At 72.0% G+C, this 20716-nt stretch carries 18 protein-coding genes; 8 read left to right on the forward strand and 10 right to left on the reverse strand.

The genetic code is table 11. The features are described from left to right. Positions 1-57 precede the first annotated feature (57 nt). Positions 58-3378 (reverse strand): S41 family peptidase, encoded by a 3321-nt coding sequence (locus AMK33_RS29525; RefSeq protein WP_073936037.1) that lies wholly within the window; start codon positions 3376-3378, stop codon positions 58-60. Between the two features lie 191 nt (positions 3379-3569). Between AMK33_RS29525 and AMK33_RS29530 the strand changes: the two genes are divergently transcribed. Continuing rightward, a complete protein-coding gene (locus AMK33_RS29530; protein ID WP_073936164.1) occupies positions 3570-4169 on the forward strand; it encodes a TetR/AcrR family transcriptional regulator in 600 nt (199 codons plus the stop codon). Positions 4170-4282: 113 nt separating this feature from the next. Then, positions 4283-6490, forward strand: coding sequence for an MMPL family transporter (locus AMK33_RS29535; RefSeq protein ID WP_073936038.1), 2208 nt, complete (start codon positions 4283-4285; stop codon positions 6488-6490). Positions 6491-6583: 93 nt separating this feature from the next. On the opposite strand, the gene AMK33_RS29540 is transcribed toward AMK33_RS29535, so the two are convergent. Beyond that, positions 6584-6850, reverse strand: a complete 267-nt coding sequence (locus AMK33_RS29540) for a type II toxin-antitoxin system RelE family toxin (protein ID WP_073936039.1) — start codon at positions 6848-6850, stop codon at positions 6584-6586. Beyond that, entirely contained in the window at positions 6843-7109 is a 267-nt protein-coding gene (locus AMK33_RS29545) for a type II toxin-antitoxin system Phd/YefM family antitoxin (RefSeq protein ID WP_073936165.1), read from the reverse strand. The genes AMK33_RS29540 and AMK33_RS29545 overlap by 8 nt, the downstream gene beginning before the upstream one ends. Positions 7110-7202: 93 nt before the next feature. On the opposite strand from AMK33_RS29545, the gene AMK33_RS29550 reads away from it, so the two are divergent. Together AMK33_RS29550 and AMK33_RS29555 are read left to right on the forward strand one after the other, a co-directional pair. Further along, positions 7203-8048 (forward strand): DMT family transporter, encoded by an 846-nt coding sequence (locus AMK33_RS29550; protein WP_073936040.1) that lies wholly within the window; start codon positions 7203-7205, stop codon positions 8046-8048. Positions 8049-8133: 85 nt separating this feature from the next. Next, the gene (locus tag AMK33_RS29555) at positions 8134-8409 is read left to right on the forward strand and encodes a DUF1876 domain-containing protein (protein WP_073936166.1); all 276 of its coding nucleotides are present in this window, start codon (positions 8134-8136) and stop codon (positions 8407-8409) included. On the opposite strand, the gene AMK33_RS29560 is transcribed toward AMK33_RS29555, so the two are convergent. The 4 genes from AMK33_RS29560 to AMK33_RS29575 all read right to left on the reverse strand — a co-directional run bounded on the left by AMK33_RS29560 (position 8406) and on the right by AMK33_RS29575 (position 12249). After that, positions 8406-9566 (reverse strand): serine hydrolase domain-containing protein, encoded by a 1161-nt coding sequence (locus AMK33_RS29560; RefSeq protein ID WP_073936167.1) that lies wholly within the window; start codon positions 9564-9566, stop codon positions 8406-8408. The genes AMK33_RS29555 and AMK33_RS29560 overlap by 4 nt on opposite strands. Positions 9567-9675: 109 nt before the next feature. Further along, complete coding sequence (locus AMK33_RS29565; protein WP_073936041.1) at positions 9676-10440, reverse strand: energy-coupling factor ABC transporter ATP-binding protein; 765 nt, start codon at positions 10438-10440, stop codon at positions 9676-9678. Next, positions 10428-11189: a cobalt ECF transporter T component CbiQ gene (gene cbiQ / locus AMK33_RS29570; RefSeq protein WP_073936042.1), complete on the reverse strand. Its 762-nt coding sequence runs from the start codon at positions 11187-11189 to the stop codon at positions 10428-10430. Before cbiQ ends, AMK33_RS29565 begins: the two co-directional genes overlap by 13 nt. A 1-nt stretch (position 11190) precedes the next feature. Beyond that, positions 11191-12249 carry an energy-coupling factor ABC transporter permease gene (locus AMK33_RS29575; RefSeq protein ID WP_073936043.1) on the reverse strand — a complete coding sequence of 353 codons (1059 nt, stop codon included), beginning with the start codon at positions 12247-12249 and terminating at the stop codon, positions 11191-11193. Between the two features lie 189 nt (positions 12250-12438). On the opposite strand from AMK33_RS29575, the gene AMK33_RS29580 reads away from it, so the two are divergent. Further along, positions 12439-12795, forward strand: coding sequence for an SsgA family sporulation/cell division regulator (locus tag AMK33_RS29580; RefSeq protein ID WP_073936044.1), 357 nt, complete (start codon positions 12439-12441; stop codon positions 12793-12795). 15 nt (positions 12796-12810) lie between these two features. On the opposite strand, the gene AMK33_RS29585 is transcribed toward AMK33_RS29580, so the two are convergent. From AMK33_RS29585 to AMK33_RS29595, 3 genes are all read right to left on the reverse strand, one after another. Beyond that, the gene (locus AMK33_RS29585; protein WP_073936045.1) at positions 12811-14484 is read right to left on the reverse strand and encodes a penicillin-binding transpeptidase domain-containing protein; all 1674 of its coding nucleotides are present in this window, start codon (positions 14482-14484) and stop codon (positions 12811-12813) included. Between the two features lie 106 nt (positions 14485-14590). Beyond that, positions 14591-16237 (reverse strand): penicillin-binding transpeptidase domain-containing protein, encoded by a 1647-nt coding sequence (locus tag AMK33_RS29590; protein WP_073936046.1) that lies wholly within the window; start codon positions 16235-16237, stop codon positions 14591-14593. Between the two features lie 146 nt (positions 16238-16383). Next, positions 16384-18159, reverse strand: a complete 1776-nt coding sequence (locus AMK33_RS29595; RefSeq protein ID WP_073936047.1) for a dolichyl-phosphate-mannose--protein mannosyltransferase — start codon at positions 18157-18159, stop codon at positions 16384-16386. Positions 18160-18244: 85 nt separating this feature from the next. Here AMK33_RS29595 and rsmI point away from each other — a divergent pair, with 85 nt between their 5' ends. The 3 genes from rsmI (at position 18245) to AMK33_RS29610 (ending at position 20705) form a co-directional block, all read left to right on the forward strand. Continuing rightward, the gene (gene rsmI / locus AMK33_RS29600) at positions 18245-19117 is read left to right on the forward strand and encodes a 16S rRNA (cytidine(1402)-2'-O)-methyltransferase (RefSeq protein ID WP_073936048.1); all 873 of its coding nucleotides are present in this window, start codon (positions 18245-18247) and stop codon (positions 19115-19117) included. Between the two features lie 250 nt (positions 19118-19367). Continuing rightward, positions 19368-19784, forward strand: coding sequence for a hypothetical protein (locus AMK33_RS29605; protein WP_073936049.1), 417 nt, complete (start codon positions 19368-19370; stop codon positions 19782-19784). Positions 19785-19814: 30 nt separating this feature from the next. Continuing rightward, complete coding sequence (locus tag AMK33_RS29610; RefSeq protein ID WP_073936050.1) at positions 19815-20705, forward strand: TatD family hydrolase; 891 nt, start codon at positions 19815-19817, stop codon at positions 20703-20705. The last annotated feature ends 11 nt before the right edge of the window (positions 20706-20716 follow it).

The following is a 20716-nucleotide window of genomic DNA, read 5'->3' on the forward strand; positions in this document are numbered from 1 at the left end:
GAACGCGTCGTGCGCTGAAGCGGAAGGGGTGCCCCATGGCGAAGGGGCGCCCCTTCCTCACGTCCTCGGCGGCAGCGTCCGGGGCGGCAGCTTCGGCCGGGAGCGGTCGGGCAGGTCGCGGTAAGCCGGCGGCGTCGCGGGTGGGTTGGCCTCCAGCAGCTCCAGGGCGAGCCGCACCGCGTCGTCGAGCACCGCGTACCGGCCCTCGGCCCAGTCCAGCGGGGTGCGCAGCGCCTCCAGGTCGGGTTCGACGCCCTTGTTCTCCACGGACCAGCCGTACGCGTCGAACCAGGCCGCGTTCATCGGCACCGTGATCACCGTGCCGTCGCCGAGCCGGTGCCGGCCGGTCATGCCGACCACTCCGCCCCAGGTGCGCTGGCCCACCACCGGGCCCAGCTCCAGCAGTTTGAACGCGGCGGTGATCATGTCGCCGTCGGAGCTGGTCGCCTCGTCCGCGAGCGCCACGAGCGGTCCGCGCGGGGCGTTGGAGGCGTACGACACGGGCTGGGCGTCGCGGGTGAGGTCCCAGCCGATGATGGTGCGGGTCAGCTTCTCCACGACGAGTTCGCTGATGTGGCCGCCCGCGTTGCCGCGCACGTCCACGATCAGCGCGGGGCGGGACATCTCCATGCGCACGTCGCGGTTGAACTGGGCCCAGCCGGAGCCGCCCATGTCGGGGATGTGCAGGTAGCCGCAGCGGCCACCGCTCAACTCCCGTACCACCGCGCGGCGCTTGGCGACCCAGTCCTGGTAGCGCAGCGGTGTCTCGTCGATCAACGGGACGACGGCGACCCGGCGGGGCGGGCCCGCGCCCTCGGGATCGGAGGGGCCCGAAGGGCCTTCCGCAGAAGGGTGGTGGTGGGCGACGGGTGGGAGGAAGGTGAGTTCCACGGTCGTGCCGCCCGCACCCGCGAGCAGCGGGTAGGGGCCGGTGACCGGGTCCACCGGGCGGCCGTCGACGTGGGTGAGGACCGCGCCCTCGCGGATGCCGGTGCCGGCCAGCGGGGAGCGGGCGCGGGAGTCGGAGGAGTCGCCGGGCAGGATCCGCTTGACGGTCCAACCCTCCTCGCGGGGAACCAGGTTGGCGCCGAGCAGGCCCTGGCGGCGCTGGTAGTGCGGGGGGCCCTCGTTGCGGCGGGCGGCGGTGACGTAGGCGTGGGAGGTGCCGAGTTCGCCGAGGACCTCGCGCAGCAGGTCCGCGAAGTCGTCGGGGGAGGCGACCCGTTCGACGAGCGGGCGGTACTGCTCCAGGATCGCGTCCCAGTCGATGCCGCCCATGCCGGGTTCCCAGAAGTAGGCGCGGATCAGCCGCCCGGCCTCCGCGTACGCCTGGCGCCACTCGGCGGCCGGGTCGGCCTCGTGCAGGATGCGGCGGGCGTCGATCCACACCGTGGAGTCGCTGTCGCCGGGCTCGGTGGCGGGCACCGCGCGCAGCTCGCCCTCGTCGGCCACGACCAGCCGGGTGCCGTCGCCGCTGACCGCGAAGAAGTCCAGGTCGCCGACGAGTTCGGACCTCTTCGCCTTGCCGATGTTGAAGTGTTCCAGGGTGGGCCGGCCGCTGATGTCGCTGGGGTTGGCGAAGGTCTCGCCGAGCGCGCCGGAGATCGGCCAGCGCAGCCAGACGAGACCGCAGCCCGCGACCGGGTACAGCCCCGAGTACTTGGAGGCGGAGACCGGGAAGGGGGTGACCCTGCTCTCCAGGCCCTCCGCCTCGACGGTCACCGTGCCGGCCTCGCCGCCCTCCTCGGCCTCCTCGCGCTCGACGGGGTCCAGCCCGCCGGCGGCAGGGCGGCCCTCGGGGTTCAGGGCGAACGGGGAGGGGGTCGCCGACGACAGCGGCACCAGGTACGGGCGGCAGCCCAGCGGGAACGACAGGTCGCCGGTGTGCACGTCGTACACCGGGTCGAAGCCGCGCCAGGACAGGAAGGCGAGATAGCGGCCGTCTAGGGTGAAGACCGGATTCTCGTCCTCGAAGCGGCCGTTGGTGACGTCGAGCACCAGCCGGTCCTTGATCCGGGCGAGTTTGATCTGCCGCAGCGACCGCCCGATCACCGGGTGGGACCAGGCCAGCCAGGCCCCGTCGGGGGAGAAGGCGAGGTCGCGCACCGGCCCGTTGCCGGAGTGGATCAGCTCGGTGACCTCGCCCTGGCTCTCCTCGTCGGTGTCGACCAGCAGCAGCCGTCCGTCGTGCGCGGCGACGGCCAGCCGCCGCCCGTCGGGGTCGGCCACCATCTCCAGCACCCGGCCCAGCTTCCCGGCGGCCAGCCGCCGGGGGGCGCGCTGGCCGGTGGCCCGGGGCAGGGAGGCGATCTCGACGGCGTCCTCGCCCTCGGCGTCCGTCACGTACGCCACCTGGTCGCCCGCGCCGAGCATCTCCGGCAGCCGGACCCGTACGCCCGGGGTGTCGGTGAGGGTGCGCGCGGGACCGTCGCGGTGGGTGAGCCAGTACAGGCTGCCGCGTACGACGACGGCGCTCGCGCGGCCGGTCTCGTCGACCGAGATGCCGTCGAGGTGGCGGGCGGCGGGCACCTGGTAGGGGCGCCGCCCGGAGCGCGGCCCGCTCAGCGTCACGTCGAGCCGGCGCGGGGCGGCGCCGGGGGACAGGTCGTCCACGAGCCACAGGTCGCCGGCGCACTGGTAGACGACCCGGGTGCCGTCACTGGCGGCGTGCCGGGCGTAGAAGGCGTCGTGGTCGGTGTGACGGCGCAGGTCGGAGCCGTCGTACGCGCACGAGTACAGGTTGCCGACGCCCTCGTGGTCGGAGAGGAAGGCGATCCGGCCGGCGACGAACATGGGGGAGTGCAGATGGCCGTCGAGGCCGTCGAGGAGCCGGTGCCCGTGCAGCCAGAGCCTGCCCGTGGCGCCGCCCCGGTAGCGCTTCCAGGAGGCCGGTTCGTGCGGCGGGGTGCCGGTGAGCAGCAGCGACTTGCGCTCCCCGGCGATGTCGGCGACCTGGATGTCGGAGACCGGGCCCCAGGGCAGTTTGCGGCCGGGGCTGCCGTCGCAGGTGAGCTTGTAGGCCCAGGTGAAGTACGAGAAGGGCTCACCGTGCGAGGCGACGGCGAGGATCTCGGCGTGGCCGTCCTCGTCGGGGGGCGCCCAGCCGCAGACCCGGGTGTCGGAGCTGCCCCAGTAGGTGAGGCGCCGGCCCGGTCCGCCGTCCACCGGGACGAGGTGCACCTCGGGGTCGAGGCTGCGCCAGCTCGTGTACGCGATGTGGCGGCCGTCGGGGGAGAAGCGGGGGTGGCCGAGCTTGGTGCGGTCGACGGTGAGCCGCCAGGCGCGGCCCGGTCCGTCGAGCGGGGCGAGCCAGAGGTCGTCCTCGGCCACGAAGCACAGCAGGTCGTCCTTGAGGTGGGGCAGACGCAGATAGCTCACCCTTCCCATGCTTTGCCGGGGCCCGGACCCCGGCAACTTATGGGTAACCGACAACCGTGACGCAGACCACGAACGAAACCGTTTCGTTTCGCTAGGAGATGCCGGGCGGGCGGAGTACTCTCGTGGTGTACGAAACCGTACCGTTCGGTGCGGTGGACACCGGAGTGGACCGGAGCGGAAGGGTGAGCGGTATGAGTGAAGTCGCGACGACGCGTCGCAGCCGGATCACCCCCGAGCGCGAGGCCGAGCTGTACGGGGCCGTGCTCGCCCTGCTCCGCGAGGTCGGCTACGACGCCGTCACCATGGACGCCGTGGCCGCCCGCACCCGGTCCAGCAAGGCCACCCTCTACCGCCAGTGGGGCGGCAAGGCCGAGCTGGTGGTGAGAGCGATGCGCAGCCAGAAGCCGGGCGGCATCGCCGACATCGACACCGGGACCCTGCGGGGCGACCTGCACGCCATCGTCGGCCGTGAGGACGACTGCGTCATGGAGCAGAACGCCGCCCTGATGCGCGCGCTCGCCATGGCCGTGCACATGAACGACGATCTCCGCCAGGCGTTCAAGGAACTCCTGGTCGAACCGGAGATGGAGGAGTTCCGGCGGATGATCCGGCGCGCGGTCGACCGGGGCGAGATCAGCCCCGACAACCCTGCGCTGGACTACATGGTGCACATGCTCGTCGGCGCGTTCGCCACGCGGACGCTGATCGACGACCTGCCGCCCACGCGGGAATTCCTCACCTCGTACATCGACGCCGTGGTGCTCCCCGCCCTCGGCGTGACCACTCACTGACCGTCCCCGGGTCAGCCGCCACAAGTCAGCCACCACCTGACGTCACCGCTCACGTCGTCGGGCTGATCACACCTGCCCCGAAGCAACCACGACCTGACCGGGAGTACGCCCTCGTGGCCACTTTCCTCTATCGACTCGGCCGGTTCGCCTTCAGGCGACGGCATCTGGTAGCCCTCATCTGGGTGGCGCTGCTGGCGCTCGCGGGCGTCGGCGCGGCCGGCGCCCCGGCGGCCGGCAACTCGTCCTTCTCCATACCCGGCACCGAGGCCCAGAAGGCCTTCGACCTGCTGGAAGAACGCTTCCCCGGCTCCAGCGCCGACGGAGCGACCGCACGCGTCGTCTTCAAGGCGCCCGCCGGCGAGAAGATGACCGACGCCGACAACAAGGCGACCGTCCGGAAGACCGTCGACGAGCTCTCCGACGGCTCCGAGGTCGCCCGCGTCACCGACCCGTACCAGGGCGGCGGCGTCAGCCAGGACGGCACCATCGCCTACGCCTCGGTGAGCTACAAGGTCTCCGGCATGGAGCTGGAGGACTCCTCCCGCGACGCCCTGGAAGGCGCCGCCGAGGACGCCCGCGACTCCGGGCTGACCGTGGAGATCGGCGGTGACGCCCTCCAGGCCGTCCCGCACACCGGCTCCGCCGAGATCATCGGCATCGGCGTCGCCGCGGTCGTCCTCGTCATCACCTTCGGCTCGCTGCTCGCGGCCGGGCTGCCGCTGCTCACCGCGATCATCGGCGTCGGCATCGGCGTGGCCAGCATCACCGCCCTGGCCAGCACCCTGGACCTCGGCTCCACCACCTCCATCCTGGCCTCGATGATCGGCCTCGCGGTCGGCATCGACTACGCGCTGTTCGTCGTCTCCCGCTACCGGGCCGAACTGGCCGAGGGCCGCGGGCGCGAGGAAGCGGCCGGCCGGGCCGTCGGCACCGCGGGCTCCGCCGTGGTCTTCGCCGGCCTCACCGTCGTGATCGCCCTGGTCGGCCTGTCGGTCGTCAACATCCCGATGCTGACGAAGATGGGCATCGCCGCCGCCGGCACGGTCGCCATCGCGGTCCTGATCGCCCTCACCCTGATCCCCGCCCTGCTCGGCTACGCGGGCCGCCGGGTCCGGCCCGCCGGTGAGAAGAGCAAGCTGCTCGGCGGGGGCCGCGCCGCGAAGAAGCCGCAGCGCCCGAACATGGGCACCCGCTGGGCCAGCTTCGTCGTGCGCCGTCCGCTGGCCGTGCTGCTGCTCGGCGTGGTCGGCCTGGGTGCCGCGGCCGTCCCGGCCGCCTCGCTGGAACTGGGCCTGCCCGACGACGGCTCCCAGCCGACGTCCACCACCCAGCGCCGCGCCTACGACCTGCTCTCCGAGGGCTTCGGCCCCGGCTTCAACGGCCCGCTCGTGGTCGTGGTCGACGCCAAGGACAGCGACGACCCGGATGCCGTCTTCAAGCAGGCCGGCGACGACATCAAGGGCCTCGACAACGTCGTGAACGTCGCCCCGGCGGCCCCCAACAAGGCCGGCGACACCGCGACGATCACCGTCGTCCCCGACTCCAAGCCCTCCTCGGTGACCACCGAGGACCTGGTGCACGACATCCGTGACACCGGCGCGGACATCAAGGCCGACACCGGCGCCGACGTCCTGGTCACCGGCTCCACGGCCATGAACATCGACGTCTCGCAGAAGCTCAACGACGCGCTGGTGCCGTACCTGGTCCTGGTGGTCGGCCTGGCGTTCCTGCTGCTGATCGTCGTCTTCCGGTCGATCCTGGTCCCGCTGAAGGCTGCCCTCGGCTTCCTGCTGTCGGTCCTCGCGGCCCTCGGCGCGGTCGTCGCGGTCTACCAGTGGGGCTGGCTGTCCGGCCTGATGGGCGTCGAGGAGACCGGCCCGATCATGTCGATGATGCCGATCTTCATGGTCGGCGTGGTCTTCGGCCTGGCCATGGACTACGAGGTGTTCCTCGTGACCCGGATCCGGGAGGCCTACGTCCACGGCGAGAAGCCGGGGCAGGCCGTGGTGACCGGCTTCAAGTACAGCGCCCGGGTGGTGACCGCCGCCGCGGTGATCATGATGGCCGTGTTCTCCGGCTTCATCGGCTCCAGCGAGCAGATGGTCAAGATGATCGGCTTCGGCCTCGCGGTCGCCGTCCTCTTCGACGCGTTCGTCGTCCGCATGGCGATCGTCCCGGCGGTGCTGGCCCTGCTCGGCGAGCGGGCCTGGTGGCTGCCGAAGTGGCTGGACCGGATCCTGCCCAACGTGGACGTCGAGGGCGAGGGCCTGCGCACGGACGACGACAGGAAGGACGAGGACCGGGAACTCGTACGGGCCTGACGGCCTGGACGAACGCAGAACCAGCCGGTGAGGGCTCCGTGGGGACGGGGCGCCCTCACCGGCTTCCCCCTGTACGGGCTCCGGGACTCCGTGTCAGGTGCCGTATACCGTGGAGCGATGTCCGACGTGAACGGCCCAGACCACCAACTCCCCGTTGTCGACCGTGTAGATGACGCGGTAATCGCCGACACGGAGCCGGCGCCGGTCGGGCTGGGAGACGAGCGCCGTGGTGTTGAAGCCGAGCGGGTCGGTCTCCAGTTCCGTCAGTTTGACCAGGATCCGGAGCGCCATGTCCCGGGGGATCTTGCGCAGCTCCGCCTGAGCCTCCGGCCGGAAGACGGTGCGATATGTGTTACTCACCGCGCTCCAGCGTTTCCCTCATGACGTCCTCGATCGGGATGCCGACCACCGGATTCGCCATGCGCTCGTCGATGAGCCGGTTGATCTCGCGCTCTTCCCATTCCTGGTACTTGCGGAGGACCTCTATCGACACGACCGCGGCCACCTGCCTGCCACGCCGGGTGATGACCGTGGGCGTGTCGTCACGGTCGGCCCGCTCGACCACCTCGGCCAGGTGGGCGCGCACGTCACGGATGGACTCCATGGGCATCTGCGTCATGCACCAAAGGTACACGGTGTCCCATGTGTACACACCGGATCATTGTCGTCGGTACTCTCGGGTGCCCCGGGGTGACGTGCGCGAGCGCACCCCGTGACCCCCCTGGTCACCGCGGCCGTCCTGCTCGCCGCGGTCACCCACGCCAGTTGGAACGCCATCGCGCACCGGATCACCGACAAGCTCGTCGGGTTCACGCTGATCTCCGGCGGCGGACTGCTGATCGGGCTGGCGGCGGTGCCGTTCGTGCCGCTCCCGGCGGCCGGGGCGTGGCCCTACCTGTTCTGCTCGGCCGCGATCCACATGGCCTATTACGCGCTGCTGATGAAGTCCTTCCGGCTGGGCGACTTCGGCCAGGCGTACCCCATCGCCCGGGGCAGCGCGCCCCTGGTGGTCACCGTCCTCGCCGCCGTGTTCGCGCACGAGGTGCCCGACGGCTGGGCCGCCGCCGGGATCGCCCTGTCCTGCGCGGGCCTGACCGGCGTCGCCCTGTGGGGACTGCGCGGGCGCCGGCCCGACTGGGCGGCGATCGGGGCGGCCCTGGCGACCGGCCTGACCATCGCCGTGTACACCGTCGTCGACGGGCTCGGCGTAAGGGCCTCGGGGTCGTCGTCCGGCTACATCGCCTGGCTGATGGCGGTCCAGGGCGCGGTGATCCCGGCGTACGCCCTCTGGCGCTGGCGGCGGGAGACGGGCGCCCGGCTCCGTCCGCACGCGGGTCTCGGGCTGCTCGGCGCCGCGCTGTCCGTCGCCGCGTACGCGCTCGTCCTGTGGGCCCAGACCCGCGCGGCCCTCGCCCCCGTCGCGGCCCTGCGGGAGTCGTCGATCATCGTGGGCGCGGCCATCGGGGCGCTGTTCTTCAAGGAGCGGTTCGGTGCCCCGCGGATCGCCGCGGCCGGGCTGCTGGTCGTCGGGATCGGGCTGATGCTCCGCGCGGGATAGCGCGGCGTGCGCCGCCGTACGGGCGGGTGCGCGGGCGCGGTACGAGGGGCACCCTGGAATGAGAGGAATTCCGGAGGTGATCCTCATGATGCACACCGCAGTGGGATGGCACGTGGACCTGGAGTTCGAGGAGGACGACCGGCAGACGCGCGCCGCCGCGCTGGTCCGGCTGCCCGACGGGACCGAGGTGCGGGCCCACGGCCACGCGAACCGGCACCACACCGACTCCAATCAGCCACGGGTCGGGGAGGAGATCGCCGGCGCACGCGCGCTGAACGAACTCGCCATGCAGATGCTGACCAAGGCGCACGGCGAGATCGACGACGCGTCGGGCCGCATCTCGCACCCGATCCACGTCTAGGCCGTCAGGGCCTGACGTACCGCCCGTATCAGCGCCTGGGCCCTGGGGTCCGCCGTCACCGTCCTGCGGAAGCCGTTGGTGACGTAGCCGAAGGCGATGCCCGACTCCGGGTCGGCGAAGCCGAGGGAGCCGCCGCGGCCGGGGTGGCCGAAGGAGCCCGGGGCCAGGAGGGGGGAGGCGCCGCCGTGCAGCATGTAGCCGAGCCCGAAGCGGGTGTTCACGACCAGCACCCGGTCGGGGCCGGCCGACTCCTCGGCGCGGGCGAGTTCCACGGTGGCCGGGTCGAGGAGGCGTACGCCGTCGACCGGGCCGGTCAGTGACGCGTAGAAGCGCGCCAGCCCGTCCGCCGTCGCGATCCCGTTGGCGGCGGGCAGGGCCGCCGCGCGGAACACCGGGTCGTTCTGGTCCGGGAAGGGGGTGATCGCGGCGAAGGCGCGGCGGGTGAGGGAGGACGGGTCGGCGTAGGCGTCGGTGACCGAGCGCTTGGGGCGGGCGCGGAGCGTCCCGGACGGCTCGGGGCCCTCGATCCTGCCGACCGTTCCCACGCGGTGGGCCTGCGCGTCCGGCAGCCCCACCCACAGGTCCAGTCCCAGCGGGCCGGCGATCTCCGACGCGATCCACTCGCCGGAACCCCGGCCGGTCACGCGGCGCACCAGCTCGTCGACCAGCCAGCCGTAGGTCAGCGCGTGATAGCCGTGATCGGTGCCCGGCTCCCACGCGGGGGTCTGCGCGGCGACCGCCTCGGCGGCCCGCACGGGGTCGGCCGCCTCGTCCGGGGTGAGCGGGTGGTCCAGGACGGGGAGTCCCGCGCGGTGGTTCAGTACGTGCCGGACCAGCAGCCGTTCCTTGCCGTGCGCCTTGAACTCCGGCCAGTAGTGGCCGACCGGCGCGTCCAGGTCCAGCTCGCCGCGCTGGTGCAGCAGCAGGAGTACGGCGGCGGCGACGCCCTTGGTCGCCGAGCGCACGACCTGCGCGGTGTCCCGCTCCCAGGGCTTCGTGCCGTCGACGTCCTTCACCCCGGCCCACAGGTCGACGACCTTGCGTCCGTCCCGGTACACGGCGACGGCCGCGCCCCGGTCCCCGAGCGCCTCGAAGTTCCGCGCGAACGCCTCCCGGACCGGCTCGAAACCCCCGGCCACCGTGCCGTGCACGTCCACGTCCACGTCCCTCGGTCCTTCCACTCGCCTGTGACACTCGCCTGTGACAGTGCGTGCAACAGTGCCGGTCCGCCTGCGATTCCTGGGCGCAGGCGGCCGGGCACGATCGTTACGTCGATGTTGCCGGCACCGAGCGCGGATCGAAGCCGTACGGCAGCTCAAGGCGGTGGGCGCGCATCAGCTCGTCGTCGGCGAGCAGGTCCGCCGTGGTGCCGTCGGCCGCGATCACGCCGTCGCTGAGGATCAGCGAGCGCGGGCACAGTTCGAGGGCGTAGGGCAGGTCGTGCGTGACCATCAGGACGGTGACGTCCAGGGAGCGCAGGATGTCGGCGAGTTCGCGGCGGGAGGCGGGGTCCAGGTTGGAGGACGGCTCGTCCAGGACCAGGATCTCCGGCTCCATCGCCAGTACGGTCGCCACGGCCACCCGGCGCCGCTGGCCGAAGGAGAGGTGGTGCGGCGGGCGGTCCTTGAACTCCGCCATGCCGACCAGGCCCAGCGCCCGGTCCACCCGCTCCTCCAGTTCGGGCCCCTTGAGCCCGGCCGCCGCCGGACCGAACGCCACGTCCTCGCGCACCGTCGGCATGAAGAGCTGGTCGTCGGGGTCCTGGAAGACGATGCCGACCCGGCGCCGGATCTCCGCCATGTGCCGCCTGCCGACCTCGAGGCCGGCCACCGTCACCGTGCCGGTGCCGCCGGTCAGGATGCCGTTGAGGTGGAGGACGAGGGTCGTCTTGCCGGCGCCGTTCGGACCGAGCAGCGCGACCCGCTCGCCGCGCGCGATGGAGAAGTCGACGCCGAACAGGGCCTGGTGGCCGTCGGGGTAGGCGAAGGCGAGGCCGGAGACCTCGAGGGAAGCAGTACTCACAGGGTCCATCCCAGCAGACAGACGACGAGGGCGGCCGAGGGGAGGGCGAGGGCGTACGACCACTGCGTCCGGTCCGCGGTCACCTCGTCGATCACCGGCATCGAACCGGCGTAACCGCGGCTCACCATGGCCAGGTGCACGCGCTCGCCGCGTTCGTAGGAGCGGATGAACAGCGCGCCCGCCGACTTGGCGAGCACGCTCCAGTGCCTCATCCCGCGCGCCTCGAAGCCGCGGGACTCGCGGGCGATCCGCATGCGCCGCATCTCGTCGGTGATGACGTCGCCGTAGCGGACCATGAAGGAGGCGATCTGCACCAGCAGCGGCGGGAGCTTCAGCCGCTGGAGGCCGAGCAGGAGTTCGCGCAGCTCGGTGGTGGAGGCGAGGAGGACCGAGGCGGCCACGCCCAGGGTGCCCTTGGCCAGCACGTTCCACGCGCCCCACAGTCCGTTCACGCTCAGCGACAGCCCGAGGACGTCGGTCCGTTCGCCCTCCGCGACGAACGGCAGGAGGACGGCGAAGGCGACGAACGGGACCTCGATCAGCAGCCGCTTGAGCAGGAAGCCGGCCGGTACGCGGGCGGCGTACGCGACGAGGGCGAGCAGTCCGGCGTACACCGCGAACGCCCACATCGCCTCGCGCGGGGTGGAGACCACGACCAGGACGAAGGCGAAGACCGCGGTGAGCTTGGTGTGCGGCGGCAGGGCGTGCACGGGGGAGTGCCCGTGCCGGTAGAGCCTGTGCGCGTGGCCCGCTCCCACGTCAGACGCTCGTGCTGGTGGGGGAGGCGGCCTCGGCTTCCTCGCCGGTACGGCGCCTGCGGACCGCCCAGAACACGCCGGTGCCCGCGACGACCGTCACGCCCACGCCGATCACGCCGGCCAGACCGCCGGAGAGGCGGGCGTCGTCGACGTCCTCGACGCCGTAGTCGGCCAGCGGGGAGCCGGCGATCGCGTGCTCCTCGGCCTTCTCGTCGATGCCGTGGTCGGTGGCGACCTTCTCCAGGCCGTCCGGGTCGGCGGAGGCGTAGAAGCTGACGAACCCGGCGAGGACCAGCGAGGTGACCAGACCGGTGATCCAGACCTTCCGCTGGGAACGGGCGGGGACGGGCTCCGGCTCCGAGGTGTCCGGGGCGTCGACCAGCTCGCCGTTCACCCGCAGCTTGAGCTTCTGCGTCAGGCCACGCGCCCCGTACACCAGGTCCGGGCGGACGGCGATGACCGCGCCGACGGTCAGGGCGGTGATCACGGCCTCGCCGATGCCGATGAGGACGTGCACGCCCACCATGGCGGTGGCGACCTTGCCGAGGGAGACGTCGGCGGTGCCGCCGATCGCGTAGAGCAGCGTGAAGACGGCGGCGGAGGCCGGGACGGAGACCAGGGCGGCGACGAAGGACGCGACGGTCACCGAGCGGCGGGTGCGCGGCAGCACCTTCACCAGGCCGCGGAAGAGCGCGTACGCGACGATCGCCGTGGTGATCGCCATGGTGGTGATGTTCACGCCGAGCGCGGTCAGCCCGCCGTCGGCGAAGAGGACGGCCTGCATCAGCAGGACGACGGAGACACACAGGACCCCGGTGAAGGGGCCGACGAGTATCGCGGCGAGGGCGCCGCCGAGCAGATGGCCGCTGGTTCCCGCCGCGACGGGGAAGTTCAGCATCTGCACGGCGAAGATGAACGCCGCCACCAGTCCGGCCAGCGGCGCGGTGCGTTCGTCGAGTTCGCGGCGGGCACCGCGCAGGCTCACGGCGATCGCGCCGGCGGCGACGACTCCGACCGCGGCGGACACGGGGGCGTTGATGAATCCGTCAGGTGCGTGCACGGACTCGATGATGTGGCCTGTTGCAAATGTTGCGCAAGAGCGAGCCGGTTGTTTTACCTCACGCATAGCCCGGCTGTGATATGCGCCTCTCGGACGCACGAATTCCGGATCGAGTGCACGATTGAACGGGGGGCGGGTATACGGATTGCACACCTTTCGTGCAGATCGACGCAGCGTAAGGGGCCACCGATGTCCGTAGTCGAGCAGTACGCGCGAGCCCACATCGTCACCGACGTCCTGGAAGAGGACCGCGGAGCGGTACCCGTGGTACTGCGCTACGACTCCGAACAGGATCCCCGCTGCGTCCGCGTGTCGCTTCCGGGCGCCGCGCCCCGCGAATGGGCCGTCGCGCGGGAACTGCTGGAGCAGGGCCTGCGTGCCCCCGCGGGCCGGGGCGAGATACGGGTGTGGCCGTGCGGCCGGGTCCAGGCCGTGGTCGAGTTCCACACCGCGCAGGGCGTGTCGGTGGTGCAGTTCGAGACCAAGACCCTGACCCGGTTCCTGCGGCGGACCTACGCGGCCGCCGCCGAACCCGTCCCGCACTGACCTCTCAGCGACCTCTCAGCCGGCGCTCTTCAGCAGGGCCGCCACGATCGGTCCGGCCGTCGAACCGCCGTGACCGGCCTTCTGGACCACACCCGCGGCCGCCAGGTCCCCGCGGTACGCGGTGAACCAGCCGTTGGGCTTCTCCTGCCCGTCGACCTCGGCCGACCCGGTCTTCGCGCCCTTCTGCCCGCTCACCCCGGCCATCGCCTCCGCGGCCGTGCCGTAGGAGGCGGTGTACGACATCAGCTCCCGGAGCTGCGCCAGCGTGCCGGCCGACATGGTGCGCGAGGCCGTCGCGAGCTTCCGCCCGTCGACCTCGGGGGAGACCAGGTACGGCTGGTGGAAGACGCCCGACTGGACCGTCGCCGACACCGACGCCATGTTCAGCGGGTTCATCCGCACCCCGCCCTGGCCGATCAGGGAGGCCCCCATGGGGGCTTTCGACTGCACCGGCACCGAGCCGTCGAAGGTCGGCACGCCGACCTGCCAGTTGTTCATCGACAGCCCGAAGACCTGCTGGGCCTGCTTCGTCAGGTCGTCGTCCGCCAGCTCGGGCGCCTGGCTGATGAAGGCCGTGTTGCAGGACCGGGCGAAGCTCGCCTTGAACGTGCCGTCCTCGATCTCGAACTTGTCGTCGTTCTGGAACTTCCAGCCGCCGTAGGTGAAGTACTTCGGGCACGGGTGCTGCTCGTCCATCGAGGCGAGGCCCTTCTCGATCAGCATCGAGGCGGTGATCACCTTCATCGTGGAGCCCGGGGCCAGCGAACCCGAGAACGCGGTGTTGAAACCGTGCGAGGAGTTCGCCACCGCCAGGATCTCGCCGGTCGACGGCCGCAGCACCACCACCGACGCCCGCTCCTTCTTCTCCACCTGCGCCTCGGCGGCGGCCTGCAGGGACGGGCTCAGCGTGGTCTTCACGGTGCCGGGCGTGCCCTCGCTCAGCTCCAGCAGCGTCTTGTCTGACAGCTCCGCCTTCTTCGACTCCTTGCCGCGCACGATCCGCAGCTCGACGCCGGCCTCGCCGCCCGCCTTCTCGCCGTACTTCTCGCGCAGCCCGTCCAGCACCGACCCCAGGGACGGGTACGCGGCGGTGGTCAGCTCGTTGCCGTCCCGGTCCAGCGCCTTGACGGGCGGGGCGCCCGCCTCGCCGGTGACCAGCTTGTCGCCGTCCTTGAGCTCGGGATGCACGACGGCCGGCTGCCAGGCCACCCGCGGCTCGCCGTCCCCGGCCCGGCGTACGACGGTCAGCGCGCTGTCGTACGCCAGCGGCTTGCCGACGTCCTCGGACGAGACCGTGCCCTTGACGGCGAAGGGGACCTTGCCGCCGGTGCGGGTGCCGGCGGTGAGGGTGACGTCCTTGATGCGGGCGTCCTCGGCGTAGGCGGTGAGCAGGGCGGTCGCGGCCTCGGGGTCGTCGGTGGCGGCGGCGGCCTCCTTCACCTTCCCGGCCTGCCAGGCGGTGAGGAAGCGTTCGGCCGTGCCGGTGACCTCGGCGGCGGACAGGGGCCCGGTCCTGGCGTCCTCCGCCTGCGCGGCGGACGACGTCCGCGTGCCGTCCTCGGCCGCGGCACCGCCGCCGAGGAGCGCGTAGGCGCCGAACCCGACGCCACCGACCACCACGGCGATCACTCCGCCGAGCACGACGGGTCGTGTCTTGCGCCCCTCGGTGGCGTTTCTTCTGTTCCCCACTGCTTCCCGTTCCTCCGCTGTCCGCCGGGCTCCCCGTGGCCCCCGTGGTGCTCACGTGTGCCAACGACGGCCACCACACTAGAGTCCCGCCGCGTGCCCGGCGCGGTCAGTCGGCCGCTCGTAGCACGGCTGCGACAATCGGCCCGGCCGCGTCGCCGCCGTGGCCGCCCTGCTGGACCATGGCCGCCGCCGCGACGTCGTCGCGGAAGCCGGTGAACCAGCTGTCGGAGGTGGCGTTGCCGTCGACCTCGGCGGAACCGGTCTTCGCGCCGATGTCACCGCGGAGCCCGGACATGGCCTCCTGGGCGGTGCCCTGGGTGGCGGTGAGCCACATCATCTGCTTGAGCTGGGACGCGGTGTCCGCCGGGAGCCCCTTGGCCTGTGCGAACCGCCGGTTGTCGAGGTCGGAGGAGACCAGGTACGGCTGGCGGAAGGTGCCGGTGATGGCGGTGGCCGTCACGGAGGCCATGTTCAGCGGGTTCATCTGCACCTGGCCCTGGCCGATGGCGTTCGCAGCCTGGTCCGGGCCGCTGACGGTGGGAACACTGCCGTCGAAGGAGGCGATGCCCGTCTTCCAGTCGTTGCGGCCGAGTCCGAACCGCTCCTGCGCCTCCTGGGTGAGCGAGGCGTCGCTGAGCGGCTTCTCGTCGATGAGCTTGATGAAGGCCGTGTTGCAGGAGCGCAGGAAGCTGTTGGCGAGGCTGGCGCCCTCGTTCGGCTCCATGCCGGTGAGGTTCTTGAAGGTCTGGCCCCACCGCATGGCGGTGGGCGGGCAGGGCGCCGGGCCGTTCATAGAGGTCACGCCGTTGTCGATGAGCATGGCGGCGGTGATGATCTTCATGGTGGAGCCGGGGGCGACCTGGCCCTGGAAGGCCGCGTTGAACCCGTCGTCGCGGTGGTTGGCCACCGCCAGCACCTCACCGGTGCTCGGCTTCACCGCCACCACCGATGACTCGGCGTACTGTTGCACCGCCTTCTCGGCCGCGGCCTGCGCCGTGGCGCTGAGGGTGGTGCGCAGCTTGCCCGGCTCGCCCTCGGCGAGGGTCAGCAGCGGGGTGTCGGCGGCGGCCTTGCCCGTGGTGCCCTCGGCGTGTCTGATCACCAGCTCGACGCCGGGCGTGCCGCCCGCCTTCTCGCCGTACTTCTGGCGCAGGGTGTCCAGGATCGGCCCGAGCGAGGGGTACTTCTCCTTCGTCAGCACCGTGCCGTTCCGGCCCACCGCCTCGATGGGCGGCTGCGCGGACTCCTCGGTGACAAGGGTGTCGCCCTCCCTCAGATCCGGGTGGACGACGGACGGCTGCCAGTCGACCAGCGCCCGCCCGGTGGTCTTCCCGCGTACGACGGTCAGCTCGCTCTCGTAGCTCAGCTCCTCGGACTTCCCGTCGAAGGTGACGGTCGCCTTCACCGTGAAGGGCACGGTGGTGCCGGTGGCCTTGCCGGGCGTGATGCCGACCTCGCCTATGTGCGCGTCGTCGCCGTACGCCGTCAGCAGCGCGCCGGCCTCCTGCGCGTTGTTCGTGTACGACGCCGCCTGCGCCGCCTCCCCCTTCTCCCAGGCCGCGAAGAAACTCTTGGTGGTCTCCTCGACCTCCCCCTCGTCCGGCGGCCCGGTCTCGTTCGTCCCCGCGGCGCTCGAACCACCGCCCCCGCCGCCGCTCACGGCCGACACGATGTTGTAGGCGCCGTACCCGGCCCCGCCCAGCATCACCGCGAACACACCGCCGATGACGGCGGCCTTGACCCCCTTGCCCATCGGGCGCTCCCCCTCCGCCGGACCCCCACGCCTTATGAACGTGTTCAAAAAGCCCGGTGAGTGAGCACTCTATGCGCAGGGAGTGACAACCGGGGCGGCTGTTTCCGTTTGTTGTCCGAACAGAGACCGGCGGTGACCGGAACGGCTCAGACCCACGTGTCCAGCCACATCCGCGCCCGCCAGTCGTCTATCGGGATCGGGGTGCCGGTGTAGATGGGCCAGAAGTAGATGAAGTTCCAGGCGATCAGCAGGGTCAGCACGCCCGCCGCCGTCGCGCCCGCGACGCGGCGGGTGTCGGTGGAGCGGGGCGGGCCGACGAGGGCGCCCAGGAGCATCGCCACGGCCAGGCAGAGGAAGGGGAGGAAGACGACGGCGTAGAAGAAGAAGATCGTGCGCTCCTGGTAGAGGAACCAGGGGGCGTAGCCGGCCGCGATGCCGCAGGCGATCGCGCCGGCCCGCCAGTCGCGGCGGAACAGCCAGCGCCACAGGACGTAGAGGATCGCGAAGCAGGCCGCCCACCACAGCATCGGGGTGCCGAGCGCCAGCACCTCCTGGGCGCACTTCTCGCCCGCGTCGACCGGGCAGCCGTTCGTGCCGGGGGCCGGGGACTCGTAGAAGTAGGAGACCGGGCGGCCGGTGACGATCCAGCTCCACGGGTTGGACTCGTAGGTGTGCGGCGAGGACAGGCCCACGTGGAAGTCGTAGACCTGGTTCTCGTAGTGCCACAGGCTGCGCCACCAGTCGGGCAGCAGCCACGACCAGTCGCTGTCCTTGCCGTCCTTGGCCGCCCAGTCGCGGTAGTAGCCGCCGGTGCCGTCGGCCGGGGAGAGGATCCAGCCGATCCAGGAGGCGAAGTAGGTGACCACCGCCACCGGCACGGTCGACAGGAACGCCCAGCCCAGGTCGCGCCTCAGCACCGCGAGGCGGGGCCGGTGCGCGCCGGCGACCCTGCGCGCGCCGACGTCCCACAGCACCGCCATCACACAGAACGCGGCCATGATGTAGAGGCCGTTCCACTTCGTGCCGATCGCCAGACCCAGCATCAGGCCCGCCGCCAGCCGCCAGGGGCGGAAGCCGATCCGGGTGTTCTCGGCGACGTACGCGTCCGGGCGGACCCGGCCGTCCGCGTCCACGGGCAGCGCGGCGGCGAGCTTCTCGCGCGCCCGGTCCCGGTCGACCACCAGGCAGCCGAACGCCGCCAGCACGAAGAACATCAGCACGCCGTCGAGCAGCGAGGTCCGGCTCATCACGAAGTGCAGCCCGTCCACCGCCATCAGCGCGCCCGCGAGACAGCCGAGGAAGGTGGAGCGGAACAGGCGCCGGCCGATGCGGCACAGCATCAGCACGGAGAGCGTGCCGAGCAGGGCCGTCATGAACCGCCAGCCGAACGGGTCGAAGCCGAACATCAGCTCGCCCAGTCCGATCACGTACTTGCCGACCGGCGGATGCACGACGTACGCCGCGTCCGTCGGGATGGGGACGGCACCGCCCGAGAGGATCAGATCGTTGGCGTTCTTGTCCCAGTTGACCTCGAACCCGCGGTGGACCAGCGCCCACGCGTCCTTGGCGTAGTACGTCTCGTCGAATATCACCGCCTTCGGGCTGCCCAGGTTCCAGAACCGGAGCACCCCCGCCAGCAGTGTGACCAGGAGCGGGCCGCCCCACCCCGACCAGCGGGCGAGGTGCCCGGCGAGCACCGGCGGCACCCCGAGCGTGTCCCACAGCCGCTTCGACGGCTCCGTGTACGGCGGCACCAGGCGGTCGCGGACGTCACCCTCACGGACGCCGGCCTCGCGGGCGTCGCCTCTGGCCGGGCCCGGCGCCCGGTAGCCGAAACGGCGCAGCCGCTGCTGCCACGACGGCCGCTCTTCGTACGGCGGCCAATCCTGCCGGGTGTCCGTGGAGGACGCGGTACTGGTCACCGCGCCATCGTAGGGAACAGGGCTGTGTGAGTCCCGCGCATGACCGGTATGCCCCGGCTCCGTTCCGTACTGGGAGGATGGGGGCGTGACCGGAATCCTCGTACTCGCAGGCACCCCCATCGGCGACATCTCCGACGCCCCGCCCCGGCTCGCGGAGGAACTCGCGGGCGCCGACGTCGTCGCCGCCGAGGACACGCGGAGGCTGCGGCGCCTCACCCAGGCGCTCGGCGTCACCCCCAAGGGACGGGTCGTGTCGTACTTCGAGGGCAACGAGTCCGCCCGCACGCCCGAGCTGGTCGAGGAGCTGGCGGGCGGCGCGCGCGTGCTGCTGGTGACGGACGCCGGGATGCCGTCCGTGTCCGACCCCGGCTACCGGCTGGTCGCCGCGGCCGTCGAGCGGGACGTCAAGGTCACCGCCGTGCCCGGCCCGTCCGCCGTGCTCACCGCGCTCGCCCTGTCCGGGCTGCCCGTGGATCGCTTCTGCTTCGAGGGGTTCCTGCCCCGGAAGGCCGGCGAGCGGCTGGGACGGCTGCGCGAGGTCGCCGAGGAGCGGCGCACCCTCGTCTACTTCGAGGCCCCGCACCGCCTCGACGACACCCTCGCCGCGATGGCCGAGGTGTTCGGAGGGGAGCGGCGGGCCGCCGTCTGCCGCGAGCTGACCAAGACGTACGAGGAGGTCAAGCGGGGGCCGCTGGCGGAGCTGGCCGCGTGGGCGGCGGAGGGCGTGCGCGGGGAGATCACGGTGGTGGTCGAGGGGGCGCCGGAGAAGGGGGCCGAGGAAGTCGACGCGGCGGAGCTGGTGCGCAGGGTACGGGTGCGGGAGGAGGCGGGGGAGCGGCGCAAGGAGGCGATCGCGGCGGTGGCCGTGGAGGCGGGACTTCCTAAACGGCAGGTGTTCGACGCGGTGGTGGCGTTCAAGAACGCCGCTGACACTCCCGGTTCCGGGGAGCGCCGTTAGGGACACGGTGCATCGCGGACCGACGGTCGTGGGTGGCTGATCGCGCCCGCGCGGCGGCAGCCGCATATCGGACACGGCCCCGCGCCCCTGAGGGGGTGAGGCCAGGCGGCGGTAAAAGGCTCGGGGGGTTTCGGTAAGGGACGGTCAAATCGGGCTCAATAGTCGGCTTCCCCTCCTGCGCTCGCGGTCCGGGAGCGGTCCACTGGGAGTGGGACGGGATCGTCCCTCCAGTGGACCGACAGGAGTCGGGATGAGCGAAATCATCGGGCGGGCCGCGCTGCGGGCGGGTGCCACCGCCGTGGTCAACGAGTCGTACTCCTTCGCCTGTATGCGATGCGGATACGGCTGGGAACAGTCGTACGAAATAGAGCACCACACCGATGCCGACGGCCACGACTTCGTGATGTACGTGGCGGACGGCCGGATCGTCCCCTCCCCGCTGAACCGGCCGACGTGCCAGAACTGCGACGGCCATGTCGTACGGATCATGCGGCCGGGCCGGGTCGCCTCCGCGCGGGACGCCGCCCACCGCGAACGCCGGGTGCCGCCCGCCGGGCCCGTCGAGGCGGTGTGGGAGCCCGAGGGAGCGACGGCGGCCGTATCGCCCGAGAAGCGCCACCACTGGCATCTGTCCGACCTCCTCCACCCCTTCCGCCGGGCGACCTGACGCCCGCGCCGCTTCCGTAGGATCGGGGGCATGCCTTCGAACGCCCCCGACAAGAACGCCGCCCCGCCGCTCCCGGAGCCCCTGCGGGTGCCGGTCGCGGACTCGCACACCCACCTCGACATGCAGTCCGGCACGGTGGAGGAGGGGCTCGCCAAGGCCGCGTCGGTGGGTGTGACGACGGTCGTGCAGGTCGGCTGCGACCTCAAGGGGTCCCGGTGGGCGGCTCAGACCGCGGCGGCGTACGACTCCGTCCACGCGACGGTCGCGCTGCACCCCAACGAGGCCCCGCGCATCGTCCACGGGGACCCCGACGGCTGGTCCCGGCAGGGCGCCCGCGAACCCGGCGGGGACGCGGGACTGGACGAGGCGCTCGCCGAGATCGACCGGCTGGCCGCGCTGCCCCAGGTCAAGGGCGTCGGCGAGACCGGCCTCGACTACTTCCGCACCGGGCCGGAGGGCAAGGAGGCGCAGGAGCGGTCCTTCCGCGCCCACATCGAGATCGCCAAGCGCCACGGCAAGGCCCTCGTCATCCACGACCGCGACGCCCACGCCGACGTCCTGCGCGTGCTGAAGGAGGAGGGCGCCCCCGAGCGCACCGTCTTCCACTGCTACTCCGGGGACGCCGAGATGGCGGAGATCTGCGCGGGCGCCGGGTACTACATGTCGTTCGCCGGCAACGTCACCTTCAAGAACGCGCAGAACCTGCGGGACGCGCTCGCCGTGGCCCCGCTGGAGCTGGTCCTGGTGGAGACCGACGCGCCGTTCCTGACGCCGGCGCCGTACCGGGGGCGGCCGAACGCCCCGTACCTGGTGCCGGTGACCGTGCGGGCCATGGCGGCCGTACGGGGCATCGACGAGGACACCCTCGCCGCCGCCCTCGGGGCGAACACGGCCCGCGCCTTCGGTTATCCACAGGCGTGACCTGCGGGGTC

The sequence above is a fragment of the Streptomyces sp. CB02400 genome (genome assembly GCF_001905725.1).
In the GTDB taxonomy this organism is placed as follows: Bacteria; Actinomycetota; Actinomycetes; order Streptomycetales; family Streptomycetaceae; genus Streptomyces; species Streptomyces atrovirens.